The organism is Pseudomonas sp. MWU12-3088, assembly GCF_023242405.1.
Lineage (GTDB): Bacteria > Pseudomonadota > Gammaproteobacteria > Pseudomonadales > Pseudomonadaceae > Aquipseudomonas > Aquipseudomonas kribbensis.
In genome coordinates this window covers 118,096-133,033 of the sequence record NZ_JALJEA010000007.1, presented here as the reverse complement: position 1 = coordinate 133,033, position 14,938 = coordinate 118,096, and the positions used below count along the sequence as shown (strand labels likewise).

The window sequence follows — 14,938 nt, the reverse complement described above, 5'->3', positions numbered from 1 at the left end:
TCATTCCTTGACGCAATCGACGGTGTAGTGCCGTCCATTGCCCTCGTCTTCGTGTTGCAGTCCGTGCACATCGACCACGAAACCCGGAAAACTCGCATCGAACGTGCGGGCAAATTTCAGGTAATCGATGATCGACCGGGTAGATTCGGTGAAGCGTTCGCCGGGCATGATCAACGGAATTCCCGGCGGATACGGCACCAGCATCACCGCCGCGACCCGGCCCTCCAGCTCATCGATCGGCACCGCCTCGACTTCGCCGCGCACCAGTTGATCGTAGGCGTGGGCCGGTTTCATGGCGATTTCCGGCAGCACGGTGTACATGCGTTTGAGGTGTCTGGCGGTGGCATTGCCGCGATAGCAGGCGTGGAGCTGATCGCACAGGTCGCGCAGACCCATGCCGCGATAACGCGCCGGGTCTTCCTGGGCGACACACTTCAGGCAGGTGTCGAGGCTGACGTTGGCGTCGTAGCTGCGCTTGAACTCCAAAAGCTCGGTCAGCAGCGTGCTCCATTTGCCCTTGGTGATGCCCATGGAGAACAGCACCAAAAACGAATAGAGCCCGGTTTTCTCCACCACCAGTCCGCGCTCCCAGAGGAAACGACTGACCACTGCCGCCGGAATCCCCTTGTCGCTCAGCGCTCCACCAGCGGTCAGGCCGGGCATCACCAGGGTGACCTTGATCGGATCGAGCAGCACATAGTCGTCGCTGACCTCGCCGAAACCGTGCCAATCCGCCTCGGGCTTCAGCAGCCAGTCTTCGGTCTGCACCCGGTCAATGCCCTCGACACCCGGCGGCTGCCAGATCGAAAACCACCAGTCATTGGCGTCGATGTGTTGCCGCAGATTGGCCAGCGCCCGGCGAAAGCTCAGGGCTTCATCGAAGGTTTCCTGCAGCAGCGAACGCCCGGCCGGGCCTTCCATCATCGCCGAGGCCACGTCCAGCGAAGCGATGATGCTGTACTGCGGCGACGTCGAGATGTGCATCATGAACGCTTCGTTAAAACGGTCGCGGTCCAGCTGCCGAGCGCCGCCGTCCTGCACATGAATCATCGAAGCCTGACTGAATGCCGCCAATAATTTATGGGTGGAATGGGTGGTGAACACCAGCGGGCTGTCGGCACTGCGCGAGGTGGCCATGCCGTAACGTCCGGCAAAGAATTCGTGAAACGCCGCATAGGCGTACCAGGCCTCGTCGAAATGCAGGACTTCGACGCTGTTGCCCAGGCTCTGCTTGATCAGTTCGGCGTTGTAGCAAAGGCCGTCGTACGTGGAGTTGGTGACCACGGCGAGTTTGACTTTCGGCTCCCGCCCCTTGGTCAGCGGGCTCGCATCGATCTTGGCCTGGATCGATTCGCGGCTGAATTCACTCAGCGGAATCGGGCCGATGATCCCCAACTCGTTGCGCTCCGGGCACAGGTACAGCGGAATCGCTCCGGTCATGATGATCGCGTGCAACACCGACTTGTGGCAGTTGCGATCCACCAGCACGAGATCATCGCGCCCGACCATCGAATGCCAGACGATTTTGTTGGCCGTCGAGGTGCCATTGATCACGAAAAAGGTGTGATCGGCGCCGAAATTGCGCGCCGCCCGCGCTTCCGCTTCGGCCAGCGGCCCGGTGTGATCGAGCAGCGAACCGAGTTCCGGCACCGACACGGACAAGTCCGAGCGCAGGGTGTTTTCGCCGAAGAACTGGTGAAACGCCTGCCCCACCGGGCTCTTGTGATAGGCCACCCCGCCGCCATGCCCCGGGGTGTGCCAGGAATAGTTGGAGTCGGCGGTGTGCTGCACCAAGGCCTTGAAGAACGGCGGCAGCAGTCCATCCAGATACTTGCGCGCCGCCCGTGCCACCTGCCGGGCCAGAAACGGTACGGTGTCTTCGAACAGGTACAGAATGCCGCGCAACTGATTCAGTTCGGCCATGGCATCGGCCGGGGCGTTTTCCAGAGTGACCTGCTCGCCGAGGGCGAAGATCGGCAGATCCGGCGCCCGCACCCGGGCCAGACCGATCAGTTCGGCCATGTTTTGTAACAAATGGGAATTGGTGCTGGCGTCTTCGGCGGCAATCAACATGCACGCCAGACCATGATGGGTCGACGCCACCAGCCGGCCCTCGGTGTAGTCCGTGGCCGAAACGATGCTGAAACCTTCCTGTTCAAGCTCACGGGCAATGCCGCGAATGCGTTCGCCGGCAACCGTGTCGGCCTTGATGTCGCGGTGAACAATCAACACCGGGAACTTCAGATCTTTGTACATGAGGCTCAGTGTCCTGAGGCGGCGGAGAGTGATCTGCCATTGTCCTCAGGGTAGAGGGTCGGAGCGGATGTGGCGAGGGTGGCCAGTTGTCAGTACTGCCAAAAACAAAGGATCGTCCGGACGTGGCCAGCGCCTTCGGACGATCCTTTTATCTTCAAGCCTGGGCTTCGGCTTCCAGCAACTGCGTCCACAGCGCCGGCGCGCCAGCGGATTTGGCGATGATCTCCAGACGCACCTGGTGCTCGGCCAGTTCCGCTTCGGTGGCGCGAATGATCCGCCCCGGCTTGCGATCCGCCGGCAAGCGACGGATTTCAGTGGCGGAGTTGTCCGCGCCCTCGCCCGTGCCGTTACCGTCGGAAGCGTTGCCGGCCAGCGACAGGCTGGTCTGGCCACCGGTCATGGTCAGGTAGACGTCGGCGAGAATCTCCGAGTCGAGCAAAGCGCCGTGCAGCTCACGGCCGGAGTTGTCGACGCCGTAGCGTTTGCACAAGGCATCGAGGCTGTTGCGCTGACCCGGGTGACGTTCCCGGGCCATCATCAGGGTGTCGAGGATCGTGCAATGCTGCGTGATGTCCGCGCGATCCTGCTGGCCCATCAGGGCGAATTCGTTGTTGATGAAGCCAACGTCGAACGCCGCGTTATGGATGATCAGTTGCGCGCCGTTGATGAACTCGAAGAACTCATCGGCCACTTCGGCGAAACGCGGTTTGCCGACCAGGAATTCGTTGGTGATGCCGTGAACGCCGATCGCGCCTTCGTCACTCTCGCGGTCCGGTTGCAGGTAGACGTGAAAGTGCCGCCCCGTCAGGCGCCGACCGATCAGCTCGACGCAACCGATTTCAATGATCCGGTGACCATCGGTCACCGGCATGCCGGTGGTTTCGGTATCGAGTACAACGGATCTGGTGGCCATCAGTGTTCAGCTCTCAACGGGTCAATCGTGCAAAAGCGGCGATGTTAACACGCTGGTGGCGCGAGTCGCGCACCGCCGGGTGATCGGCGCTCATGCAGTTTTTAACAATCATTAGCAATGTTCATAAAGTCTGGGGCAAACCGGCTTGTTAGCGTGCGCGGCCTGTTTCTCACGGACTCGAACACCTCATGAAGACTGCACGGTTTCTATTACTCGGCACCTGCCTGCTGACGGCTGAAGCGCACGCCACCAGTTTCGTCATCAGCACCGACATCACCCTGAGCCTGACGCTCAGCTCCAGCAAAGGCACCAGCGGGTCGTTCAAGGACGACAAGATCGTGCTGGCCGCCAAGGACGATGCGGCGGCCTTCGTAGCCAGCGACGGAGACATTCGCGGCGCGCAGATGGAAGCGGCATTCCAGCGGATTCGCAGCCTGTTGCCAGAACTGTCCGCCACCGACCAGCAGTTGGCCAAGGCCATTCTGATGTTCTGATCAGTCCTGCTTGTAGCCGCGCACTTCATCCACGCCACGGTTGGCCAACTGGTCGGCTCGTTCGTTGCCGTGGTGGCCGATGTGGCCGCGGACCCATTTCCAGGTGACCTTGTGGCGGTTGACCTGCTCGTCCAGCTCTTTCCACAGGTCGGCATTTTTTACTGGCTCTTTGGCAGCGGTTTTCCAGCCGCGTTTCTTCCAGTTGGCCATCCACTCATTGATGCCCTTCATCACGTATTGCGAGTCGGTCACCAGCAGCACTTCGCAAGGACGCTTGAGGGCTTCGAGGCCGCGGATCGCGCCGAGCAGTTCCATGCGGTTGTTGGTGGTGTTGGCTTCGCCGCCCCACAGTTCCTTTTCGACGCCCTTGCACACCAGCAAGGCGCCCCAGCCGCCCGGGCCGGGGTTGCCCTTGCAGGCGCCGTCAGTGAACAGTTCTACGCTATCGACGCTTTCGCTCATGCCAATCTATCCAGAAAAATGCCTGGCCTCACCGATCACGGATCGACAACGGCCCGGGCCGGGACAGACCCGGCCACAATAAAAGAAGGTTTACGGTTCGATGCGGCGCCGATTGACCTTGGCCATGGGCAGCGGAATCAGCTTGCCCATCGGCTCGCGGCGTTCCTGACGCACCGGACGCAGGCCGACCACGATCTTGCGCGCGACCAACAGATAGAAACCGCCGCCCGCCAGTTGCCAGTCGCCGGCTTTGCGTTCCCAGCCGGCCAGACGGGCCTGCCACTTGGGTGACGCGAGCGGCGGACGATAGCACCCGAAGCGGCGTTTCTCCAGCGCAAAGCCCAGCAGGTTGAGCCAGTCGGCGACCCGCGACGGCGAGATGCAGCGCGCCTGATGCAACGCATCGTGAGCGAACACATGGCGCAGGCCCCAGGTGCTCCAGGGGTTGATCCCGACAATCAACAGATGCCCGCCGGGGCGCACGCTGCTGGCCGCTTCACGCAGCAGGCCATGGGGCGACAGGCAGAAATCCAGACCGTGCTGCAACACCACCACGTCGGCGGCGTGTTCACTCAACGGCCAGGCCTGCTCTTCGCAGACGATCTCGACGCCGGGCAATGGCGCACCGAGCCGCACGTTGCGCTGCACTTGCGGCGCCGACGGCGGCGTTTCGGCGGACGGCCCGTAATGAACCAGATAGCCGCCGAAGAACCGGCCGAGCTCGTCTTCGAGCATGCGCCGCTCTTCGTCGAGCAGAAATTGTCCGAGGGGACCGGACAGCCATTCACGGGCCGCTCCGATCAGGGCAAGCCAGTCAGGATCGGCCTGAGCGAACGCTTTATCGATCATTGCATTCTCCAACACGCCAGGAACCTCTAAGATGCGCCAATGTTACCCGCTTGGCGAATCCGAAGATGATACAGATCAGTGCCCTGCCCGCCTTCACCGACAACTACATCTGGTTGTTACAGGATCATGCCACCCAGCGTTGCGCGGTGGTCGATCCGGGAGATGCCGCCCCCGTGCAGGCGTGGCTCGCCGCGCATCCGAGCTGGGTGCTGGGCGATATTCTGATCACTCATCATCACCATGATCATGTCGGCGGTGTCGAGACGCTTAAAAAGGCCACGGGCGCGACTGTCTACGGTCCGGCCAGCGAAAGCATTCCGGGACGGGACGTCGCGCTCAAGGACAAAGACAAGGTTCGCGTGCTCGGCTGGGATTTCGATGTCTACGCCGTTCCCGGCCACACCCTGGGACACATCGCCTATTACCATCACGGCCTGCTGTTCTGCGGCGATACCCTGTTCGCCGCCGGTTGCGGCCGTTTGTTCGAGGGCACGCCGGAGCAGATGCACCATTCGCTCGGTCGTCTGGCGGCCCTGCCGGAAGACACGCTGGTCTACTGCACCCACGAATACACTCTGAGCAACCTGAAATTTGCCGCTGCGGTGGAGCCGGGCAACCCGGACATTGCCGCCCGTCTGGAAAAAGTCAGCCAGCAACGGCAAAACGGGGTCATGACCCTGCCCTCGACCATTGCCCTGGAAAAGCTCACAAACCCGTTTCTGCGTACCAGTGAAACATTAGTTACACAAAAAGTGGACGAACGGAATGGCGCTCAAAACCGGGCGCCGAGTGAGGTTTTTGCGGCTCTGCGGGCTTGGAAAGATAAGTTCTAAGTCGTTCACCACTTGGTACAAAAACGCTGAATGGTTGACCGCAGGGGGTGCGCTTTCTAGAATCGCCCGACATTTTTGCCCGGAACTTACTTCCAGCCAATGTCGTCATCCATACGTAAGTCCGTCAATTCAGACGCATTGACCCGCCTGGCGCAAGCCATCGCGGTGGCTGTGTCCGCCACGCTGGCGGGCTGTTCCAGCCATGCTCCGCAGACTGAAGCGACCCATACGCCGAACATTGCTGCGCGAGCCAAGCAGAAGCCGATCTGGTTGTCCGAGAAGCCCAGCCCGCAGGTGCCCCAGGACATCTGGGAACGCATGCGCGGTGGTTTTCAGCTTCAGGAAGGCCTGGGCGTGAACCCGCGCATCGAGCAGCAGCGCCTGTGGTTCGCCAGTAACCCTTCCTTTCTCGAGAACGCCGGCGAGCGCGGCAGCCTCTACATTCATTACATCGTCGAGCGCCTCGAAGAACGCAACATGCCGCTGGAACTGGCCCTGCTGCCAGTGATTGAAAGTGCCTACAACCCGATGGCCTATTCCCGGGCCGACGCGGTGGGGCTCTGGCAATTCATCCCTTCCACCGGGCGTTACTACAACCTGCGCCAGACCCGTTTCTACGACGGCCGTCGCGACATCACCGCCTCGACCACGGCAGCGATGGATTACCTGACCCGTCTGCATGACATGTTCAACGGCGACTGGCTGCTGGCCCTGGCGGCCTACAATGCCGGCGAAGGCACGGTCAGCCGCGCCATCGAACGCAACGAAAAGCTCGGCCTGCCGACCGACTACTGGAACCTGCCGCTGCCGGCAGAAACCCAGGCCTACGTGCCGAAACTGCTGGCACTGTCGCAAGTGGTGCTGTCGCCGGAAGCCTACGGGGTCAACCTCAACCCGATCGCCAACGAACCTTACTTCCAGGTCGTCGAAATCAACCAGCGCATGGACCTGTCCAAGGTCGCCGCAGTGGCCAACATCGACGAAGACGAGCTGTTCCAGCTCAACCCGGCGTTCAAGCAGCGCACCACCATCGACGGCCCGCAGCACCTGCTGGTGCCGACCTCGAAGGCACAACTGCTGACCGCCAGCCTGCAGACCATGCGTCCTGAAGAACTGATCAGCCCTCGTTCGCTGAAGCCGGTCTTCGAAGGCGCCGACCCGACCGAAGTCGCAAAGCTCAAGCGTGCCTATCGGGTCAAGCGCGGCGACAACCTTGGCTCCATCGCCAAAGCCAACAAGGTCGACGTCAAGGACCTGCAACGCTGGAACAAACTGACCGGCAAGAACCTCAAGGTCGGCCAGACCCTGGTCATGCAGGACACCACCAAACGCACCCCGGCCGGCAAGACCGGCGGGCGCATCAACACCGTGATCGCAGCCAACACCAAGAGCAAAGCCAAGGACGACAGCAAGCAGCAGACCCAGTACAAGGTCCAGCGCGGCGACACGCTGTATGTTGTTGCCAAGCGTTTCAACGTCGAGATGCAGCATCTCAAGCGCTGGAACCCGGGCGCCGGCAAGGCGCTCAAGCCTGGGCAGATGCTCACGGTCTACCAGCCGCACTGACAAAGAGCCCCTGAATTTCAGGGGCTCTTTTTTGCCTGTCATTTTTTGCTGTCGATGCAGGCGCCCCCCACAATTAACCGCGCATTAAGCCCCTGTCTTTTTCCTGTCCATACAAGCTGTTACTGTACGGCCCACAAAGCCCAAGCCGCCTGGATCGGATCTGACTTGAAGCGTCCCCTCCTCCTGCTCCTGATCAGCCTGGCCTTGAGCTCCCCCGCTAGCGCGACAATCACCGAAAGTCACGGTTATGCGCAGTTCGGCACGCTCAAGTACCCGGCCAGATTTACCCACTTCGACTGGGTCAACCCGCAAGCGCCCAAGGGCGGTACGTTGCGGGTGATGGCGTTTGGCACCTTCGATACGCTCAATCCTTACACCTTCAAGGGCACCAGCCCGGTCACCACCCCGAACTTCCTGCAGTACGGCATCAACGAGCTGAACGAGCCGCTGATGGTCGGCACCGGCCAATATTCGCCGTCCGGCGATGAGCCGGCCTCCAGCTATGGCCTGATCGCGCAATCGGTGGAATACAGCGAAGATCGCAGCTGGGTGGTGTTCAACCTGCGCCCGGAAGCGCGCTTCCACGATGGCACGCCGATCACCGCCTACGACGTGGCGTTCTCCTATCGGACGCTGCTCAAGGAAGGTCATCCGCTGTACCGCACGGCGCTTCAGGAAGTGTCGCGGGTCGACATCCTCAACCCGCAGCGCATTCGCTTCATCATGAAACGCTCGGGCAATCCGCTGCTGATCCTGCGTCTGGGCGAGTTGCCGGTGCTGCCCCAGCATTACTGGAAGAGTCGCGACTTCAAGGCCACCACCTTCGAGCCGCCGCTCGGCAGCGGGCCTTATCGCATCACCTCGGTGACGCCTGGGCGGCAGCTGATTTTCGAACGGGTCAAGGATTACTGGGGCAAGGACTTGCCGGTCAATCGCGGCAAGTACAACTTCGATCGCATGGAAGTCGAGTTCTATCGCGACAGCGACGTGGCCTTCGAAGCGTTCAAGGCCGGCGAATTCGACATCTATATCGAGCATCAGGCGAAGAACTGGGCCAATGGTTACAACTTCCCGGCCGTGCGCCGTGGCGACGTGATCAAGGCGCAGATTCCGCACCAGATCCCGACCCAGAGCCAGGGCCTGTTCATGAACACCCGGCGAGCCACCTTCTCGGACGTCAAGACCCGCGAAGCCCTGGGCCTGATGTTCGACTTCGAGTGGACCAACCGCGCGCTGTTCAGCGACGCCTACCAGCGCACCACCAGCTACTACCCGAACAGCGAGTTCAGCGCCAGCGGCCTGCCGGTCGGTCACGAATGGCTGATGCTCAAGCCCTACAAGGATCAACTTCCGGCCCGGCTGTTCACCGAGCCGTTCACGCTGCCAAAGACCGACGGGCGCGGCATTCCCCGGGAAACCATGCGCAAGGCCCTGGCACTGCTGGCCGAGGCCGGCTGGAAGCTCAACGGCCAGCGCCTGCAGAACGCCGCCGGGCAACCACTGAGCTTCGAACTGTTGCTGGTCAACCCGAACCTTGAACGGATCCTCCAGCCCTACATCGAGAACCTCAACAGCATCGGCATCGACGCGCGCCTGCGCACGGTAGATCGCGCCCAATACAAGCAGCGCCTGGATCAGTTCGACTTCGACATGATCCTCATGACCCTCAACCAGACCCTCAGCCCGGGACTGGAACAGTGGCAGTACTTCCACTCGAGCCAGGTCGGGGTCAAGGGCAGCAAGAATTACGCGGGCATCGCCAACCCGGTGGTCGACCATCTGCTCGAGCAACTGCTCGCCGCCCGCACCCGCGATGAACAGGTCGCCGCCGGCAAGGCGCTGGACCGCGTGCTGCTCTGGCAGCACTACAGCATTCCCAACTGGTACCTCAATTATCACCGTCTGGCGTACCGCAACCGGTTCGCCTTCGTCACCACGCCGCCCTACACCCTGGGCCTGAGCGCGTGGTGGCTGAAATCTTCGGAGAAAGGTCAATGAACGCCGTTCGCACCCTGCTCGTGCAGGCTTGCGGCCTGTTGTTCGCCGGGCTGGCCTGCGCCGCCCCGCAACACGCCGTGACCCTGTACAACGAGCCGCCGAAATACCCCGCCGACTTCAAGCATTTCGATTACGTCGACCCCAATGCGCCCAAGGGCGGGGTTTTCCGCCAGGCCGGTTTCGGCGGCTTCGACAGTCTGAACCCGTTCATCAGCAAAGGCGTGCCGGCGGACGATGTCGGGCAGATCTACGACACCCTGACCCGGCACAGCCTCGACGAGCCGTTCACCGAATACGGCCTGATCGCCGGCAAGATCGAAAAGGCCCCGGACAATAGTTGGGTGCGGTTCTACCTGCGCCCCGAAGCGCGCTTCCATGACGGCCACCCGGTGCGTGCCGAAGACGTGGTGTTCAGCTTCGAGACCCTGACCAAAGAAGGCTCGCCGATGTTTCGCGGCTACTACAGCGACGTCGAAGAAGCCGTCGCTGAAGATCCGCTCACGGTGCTGTTCAAGTTCAAGCACAACAACAATCGCGAGCTGCCGCTGATTCTCGGCCAGTTGCCGGTGCTGCCGAAACACTGGTGGGCCAGTCGCGATTTCAACAAGGGCAATCTGGAAATCCCGCTGGGCAGCGGCCCGTACAGGGTCGCCGAAGTGAAGGCCGGGCGCTCGGTACGATACGAGCGGGTCAAGGATTACTGGGGCAAGGACCTGCCGGTCAATCGCGGCTTCTACAATTTCGATGTGATGACCACCGACTACTTCCGCGACAACACCGTCGCCCTCGAAGCGCTGAAGGCCGGGCAGTTCGACTACTGGCTGGAAATGACCGCGAAGAACTGGGCCAACGCGTACAACATCCCCGCGGTCACCGAGGGCCGACTGGTCAAGGAACTGATCCCCAACGGCAACCCGACCGGCATGCAGGGTTTCGTCTTCAACCTGCGCCGCCCGGTGTTCCAGGACGTGCGGGTGCGTCAGGCACTGGGTCTGCTGCTCGACTTCGAATGGACCAACAAGCAACTGTTCAATAGCGCCTACGTGCGCACCCGCAGCTATTTCGAGAACTCGGAAATGGCCGCCACCGGCCTGCCGGACGCCGATCAACTGGCAATCCTCGACCCGTTTCGCCGCCAACTCCCGGCGCAGGTGTTCAGCGAAGCCTTCGAAAACCCCAAGACCGATGCCAGCGGCATGATCCGCCTGCAGCAACGCGAAGCCTATCAACTGCTGCAAGAGGCCGGCTGGAAGATCGTCGACGACAAAATGGTCGACACCACCGGCAAACCGGTGGTCATCGAATTTCTGCTGGCCCAGACCGAATTCGAGCGGGTGCTGCTGCCGTTCAAGCGCAACCTCGCTGACCTTGGCATTGATCTGGTGATCCGCCGCGTTGACGTCTCGCAATACATCAACCGCGTGCGTTCGCGGGATTTCGACATGATCGTCGGCAGTTTCCCGCAATCCAACTCACCGGGTAACGAACAACGGGAGTTCTGGATGAGCGCCGCCGCCGACAAACCGAGCAGCCGCAACTCCATGGGCCTGAAAGACCCGATCGTCGATCAACTGGTCGAGAGCCTGATCAATGCCGACTCGCGCAAAAGTCTGGTGGCCCACGCCCGGGCGCTGGACCGCGTGCTGCAATGGGGTTACTACGTAATCCCCAACTGGCACATCAAGAGCTGGCGCGTAGCCTACTGGAACCACATCGGCCATCCGAAAGTCTCCCCCAAGTACGACATCGGCATTAATACCTGGTGGGTCAAGCCCGACACGAAACCTGCGGTAGAAGTGCAAACCCAACTGCAAGCCGACCCTGTGGGCGCGGAGTAATCAGATGCTGGCGTATATTTTTCGGCGACTGTTGCTGATCATCCCGACCCTGTTCGGCATTCTGCTGATCAATTTCGTGATCATCCAGGCCGCGCCCGGCGGGCCGGTGGAACAGATGATCGCCAAGCTCGAAGGCTTCGAAGGCGCCACCAGCCGCATCGCCGGCGGCGGCGCCGAAGTGTCAGTGGCCGGCTCCGCCTATCGCGGCGCGCAAGGCCTGGACCCGGCGCTGATCAAGGAAATCGAGCACATGTACGGTTTCGACAAGTCGGCGCCCGAACGGCTGTGGATCATGGTCAAGAACTACGCTCGGCTGGATTTCGGCGACAGTTTCTTCCGCGACGCCAAGGTCATCGACCTGATCAAGGAAAAGATGCCGGTATCGATCTCGCTGGGGCTGTGGAGCACGCTGATCATGTACCTGGTGTCGATCCCGCTGGGAATCGCCAAGGCCACGCGGCACGGCAGTCACTTCGACGTCTGGACCAGTTCGGCGATCATCGTCGGTTATGCGATCCCGGCGTTCCTCTTTGCGATTCTGCTGATCGTGGTGTTTGCCGGCGGCAGTTATCTGGACTGGTTTCCTTTACGCGGGCTGACCTCGAACAACTTTGACGAGTTGAGCCTGGGCGGCAAGGTCCTCGACTACTTCTGGCACCTGGCGCTGCCGGTGACGGCGCTGGTGATCGGCAACTTCGCGACCATGACCCTGCTGACCAAGAACAGCTTTCTCGACGAGATCAACAAGCAATACGTGGTCACCGCCAAGGCCAAGGGCCTGACCCGCCACCGGGTGCTCTACGGTCATGTATTTCGCAACGCGATGTTGCTGGTGATTGCCGGATTCCCGTCGGCGTTCATCGGCATCTTCTTCACCGGCTCGCTGCTGGTGGAGGTGATTTTCTCCCTCGACGGCCTCGGCCTGATGAGTTTCGAAGCGGCGATCAACCGCGATTACCCGGTGGTGTTCGGCACCCTGTTCATCTTCACCCTGCTGGGGCTGGTGGTGAAACTGATCGGCGACCTCACCTACACCCTGGTCGATCCGCGCATCGACTTCGCCAGCCGGGAGCATTGAGATGAACCTGTCCCCGCTCAATCGCCGACGCTTCGAACTGTTCAAGGCCAACAAGCGTGGCTGGTGGTCGCTGTGGCTGTTTCTGATCCTGTTCGGTCTGAGCCTCGGCGCCGAACTGATCGCCAACGACAAGCCGCTGGTGGTGCACTACGACAACAACTGGTACTTCCCGGCGATCAAGCGCTACCCGGAAACCACCTTCGGCGGCGAATTCCCGCTGGAAGCCAACTACAAGAGCCCGTACATCCAGGAACTGCTCAAGGCCAAGGACGCGTGGGTGCTGTGGGCGCCGATTCCGTTCAGCTACCAGAGCATCAACTACGACCTGAAAGTCCCGGCCCCTGCCCCACCGTCGACGGTCAACCTGCTGGGCACCGACGATCAGGGCCGCGATGTGCTGGCGCGGGTGATCTACGGCTTCCGGATTTCCGTGTTGTTCGCCCTGACGTTGACCGTGCTCAGCTCGATCATCGGCGTAATCGCCGGCGCGCTGCAGGGCTTCTATGGCGGCTGGGTGGATCTGGCCGGCCAGCGCTTTCTGGAGATCTGGTCGGGCTTGCCGGTGCTGTACCTGCTGATCATTCTCGCCAGTTTCGTCCAGCCGAATTTCTGGTGGCTGCTGGGGATCATGCTGCTGTTCTCGTGGATGAGCCTGGTGGACGTGGTGCGCGCCGAGTTCCTGCGCGGGCGCAACCTCGAATACGTGCGCGCGGCCCGGGCGCTGGGGATGCAGAACGGCGCGATCATGTTCCGCCACATCCTGCCCAACGCCATGGTCTCGACCATGACCTTCATGCCGTTCATCCTGACCGGCGCCATCGGCACCCTCACCGCGCTGGATTTCCTCGGTTTCGGCTTGCCGGCCGGCAGCCCGTCGTTGGGTGAGCTGGTGGCCCAGGGTAAATCCAACCTGCAGGCGCCGTGGCTGGGCATGAGCGCGTTTGCGGTACTGGCGCTGATGCTGAGTTTGCTGGTGTTTATCGGCGAGTCCGCTCGCGATGCCTTCGACCCGAGGAAGTGACATGAATCAGGACAATCTGATCGAAATCCGCGACCTCGCCGTCGAATTCGGCACGGGCGATCGCGCCCATCGGGTGGTCGAGGGCATCAGCTTCGACATCAAGCGTGGCGAAACCCTGGCGTTGGTGGGCGAGTCCGGCTCGGGCAAGTCGGTGACGGCGCACTCGATCCTGCGCCTGCTGCCCTACCCGCTGGCTCGCCACCCTGCCGGCAGCATCAGCTATTCCGGGCAGAACCTGCTGGAGCTGAGCGAAAAGACCATCCGTCATATCCGTGGCAACCGGATCGCGATGATCTTCCAGGAACCGATGACCTCGCTCAATCCGCTCCACTCGATCGAAAAGCAGATCAACGAGATCCTCGGCATCCACAAGGGCCTCACCGGCAAGGTTGCGACCAAGCGCACGCTGGAACTGCTGGAAATGGTCGGCATCCCCGAGCCGCACAAACGCCTCAAGGCCCTGCCCCACGAGTTGTCCGGCGGCCAGCGCCAGAGGGTGATGATCGCCATGGCCCTGGCCAACGAGCCGGAACTGCTGATCGCCGACGAGCCGACCACCGCGCTGGACGTGACCGTTCAGCTGAAAATCCTCGACCTGCTCAAGGAATTGCAGGCTCGATTGGGCATGGCGCTGCTACTGATCAGTCACGATTTGAACCTGGTGCGAAGAATTGCGCATCGCGTATGTGTCATGCAGCGCGGTTGCATCGTCGAACAGGCATCGTGCGCAGAGCTGTTCCGTTCTCCGCAGCATCCGTACACTCGGGAGCTGCTGGCAGCGGAGCCCAGCGGAGGCCCGGCGAGCAATAAAATCGGCGCGCCGCTGTTGCAGGTCGAGGACTTGAAAGTCTGGTTCCCGATCAAGAAAGGCCTGCTCAAACGCACGGTGGATCACGTCAAGGCAGTGGACGGCATCAATTTCAGCCTGCCTCAGGGTCAGACTCTGGGGATCGTGGGGGAAAGCGGTTCCGGCAAATCCACCCTGGGTCTGGCGATCTTGCGGTTGATCGGCAGCAAAGGCGCGATCCGTTTTGAAGGCAAGCAGCTAGACTGCCTGACGCAGAACGAGGTTCGCCCGTTGCGCCGGGAGATGCAGGTGGTGTTTCAGGACCCGTTCGGCAGCCTGAGCCCGCGGATGTGCGTGAGCGACATCGTTGGCGAAGGCCTGCGGATCCACAAGATGGGTACCGCCGCCGAGCAGGAAGCGGCGATCATTGCGGCATTGAAGGAGGTAGGTCTGGATCCGGAAACCCGGCACCGCTACCCCCACGAATTTTCCGGTGGGCAGCGGCAGCGTATCGCCATTGCCCGGGCTTTGGTGCTCAAGCCGGCGCTGATCCTTCTGGACGAGCCGACTTCGGCCCTCGACCGGACGGTACAGCGGCAAGTAGTGGAGCTGTTGCGTTCACTGCAAGCCAAGTACAACCTGACGTATTTGTTCATCAGCCATGACCTGGCTGTCGTCAAAGCGCTGAGCCACCAGTTGATGGTGGTCAAGCATGGCCAAGTGGTCGAACAGGGAGACGCGCAAAGTATCTTTGCCGCCCCCCAACATCCGTATACACAGCAGTTGCTGGAAGCCGCTTTTCTGGCACCAGCCACTGCGCAATAACCTGAAAGAGGAGCAACA

The 14,938-nt window shown here is 61.5% G+C and carries 12 protein-coding genes; 8 read left to right on the top strand and 4 right to left on the bottom strand.

The features are described from left to right. Nucleotides 1-2,256, bottom strand: coding sequence for an Orn/Lys/Arg decarboxylase N-terminal domain-containing protein (locus tag M5B98_RS17920; RefSeq protein WP_248743477.1), 2,256 nt, complete (start codon nt 2,254-2,256; stop codon nt 1-3). Between the two features lie 154 nt (nt 2,257-2,410). Then, on the bottom strand, nt 2,411-3,169 hold the full coding sequence (gene dnaQ / locus M5B98_RS17915; protein WP_085708594.1) for a DNA polymerase III subunit epsilon: 759 nt from the start codon (nt 3,167-3,169) through the stop codon (nt 2,411-2,413). A gap of 188 nt (nt 3,170-3,357) precedes the next feature. Between dnaQ and M5B98_RS17910 the strand changes: the two genes are divergently transcribed. Further along, complete coding sequence (locus tag M5B98_RS17910; RefSeq protein WP_248743476.1) at nt 3,358-3,663, top strand: DUF2388 domain-containing protein; 306 nt, start codon at nt 3,358-3,360, stop codon at nt 3,661-3,663. On the opposite strand, the gene rnhA is transcribed toward M5B98_RS17910, so the two are convergent. Both rnhA and M5B98_RS17900 read right to left on the bottom strand, forming a co-directional pair. Further along, nucleotides 3,664-4,125: a ribonuclease HI gene (gene rnhA, locus M5B98_RS17905; RefSeq protein ID WP_039770807.1), complete on the bottom strand. Its 462-nt coding sequence runs from the start codon at nt 4,123-4,125 to the stop codon at nt 3,664-3,666. A gap of 90 nt (nt 4,126-4,215) precedes the next feature. Then, nucleotides 4,216-4,974 carry a methyltransferase domain-containing protein gene (locus M5B98_RS17900; protein ID WP_085708596.1) on the bottom strand — a complete coding sequence of 253 codons (759 nt, stop codon included), beginning with the start codon at nt 4,972-4,974 and terminating at the stop codon, nt 4,216-4,218. 65 nt (nt 4,975-5,039) lie between these two features. Here M5B98_RS17900 and gloB point away from each other — a divergent pair, with 65 nt between their 5' ends. The 7 genes from gloB to M5B98_RS17865 all read left to right on the top strand — a co-directional run bounded on the left by gloB (nt 5,040) and on the right by M5B98_RS17865 (nt 14,920). After that, a complete protein-coding gene (gloB, locus tag M5B98_RS17895) occupies nt 5,040-5,807 on the top strand; it encodes a hydroxyacylglutathione hydrolase (protein ID WP_248743607.1) in 768 nt (255 codons plus the stop codon). 99 nt (nt 5,808-5,906) lie between these two features. Further along, the gene (locus tag M5B98_RS17890; RefSeq protein WP_248743475.1) at nt 5,907-7,373 is read left to right on the top strand and encodes a transglycosylase SLT domain-containing protein; all 1,467 of its coding nucleotides are present in this window, start codon (nt 5,907-5,909) and stop codon (nt 7,371-7,373) included. Nucleotides 7,374-7,538: 165 nt separating this feature from the next. Next, entirely contained in the window at nt 7,539-9,371 is a 1,833-nt protein-coding gene (locus tag M5B98_RS17885; RefSeq protein ID WP_248743474.1) for an extracellular solute-binding protein, read from the top strand. Then, nucleotides 9,368-11,209, top strand: a complete 1,842-nt coding sequence (locus tag M5B98_RS17880; protein ID WP_248743473.1) for an extracellular solute-binding protein — start codon at nt 9,368-9,370, stop codon at nt 11,207-11,209. The genes M5B98_RS17885 and M5B98_RS17880 overlap by 4 nt, the downstream gene beginning before the upstream one ends. Before the next feature lie 4 nt (nt 11,210-11,213). Further along, nucleotides 11,214-12,287 carry a microcin C ABC transporter permease YejB gene (locus M5B98_RS17875; protein WP_085708600.1) on the top strand — a complete coding sequence of 358 codons (1,074 nt, stop codon included), beginning with the start codon at nt 11,214-11,216 and terminating at the stop codon, nt 12,285-12,287. Nucleotide 12,288: 1 nt separating this feature from the next. Beyond that, nucleotides 12,289-13,308 (top strand): ABC transporter permease, encoded by a 1,020-nt coding sequence (locus M5B98_RS17870; protein ID WP_085708601.1) that lies wholly within the window; start codon nt 12,289-12,291, stop codon nt 13,306-13,308. Nucleotide 13,309: 1 nt separating this feature from the next. Beyond that, nucleotides 13,310-14,920 (top strand): ABC transporter ATP-binding protein, encoded by a 1,611-nt coding sequence (locus tag M5B98_RS17865; protein WP_248743472.1) that lies wholly within the window; start codon nt 13,310-13,312, stop codon nt 14,918-14,920. Nucleotides 14,921-14,938: the final 18 nt, after the last annotated feature.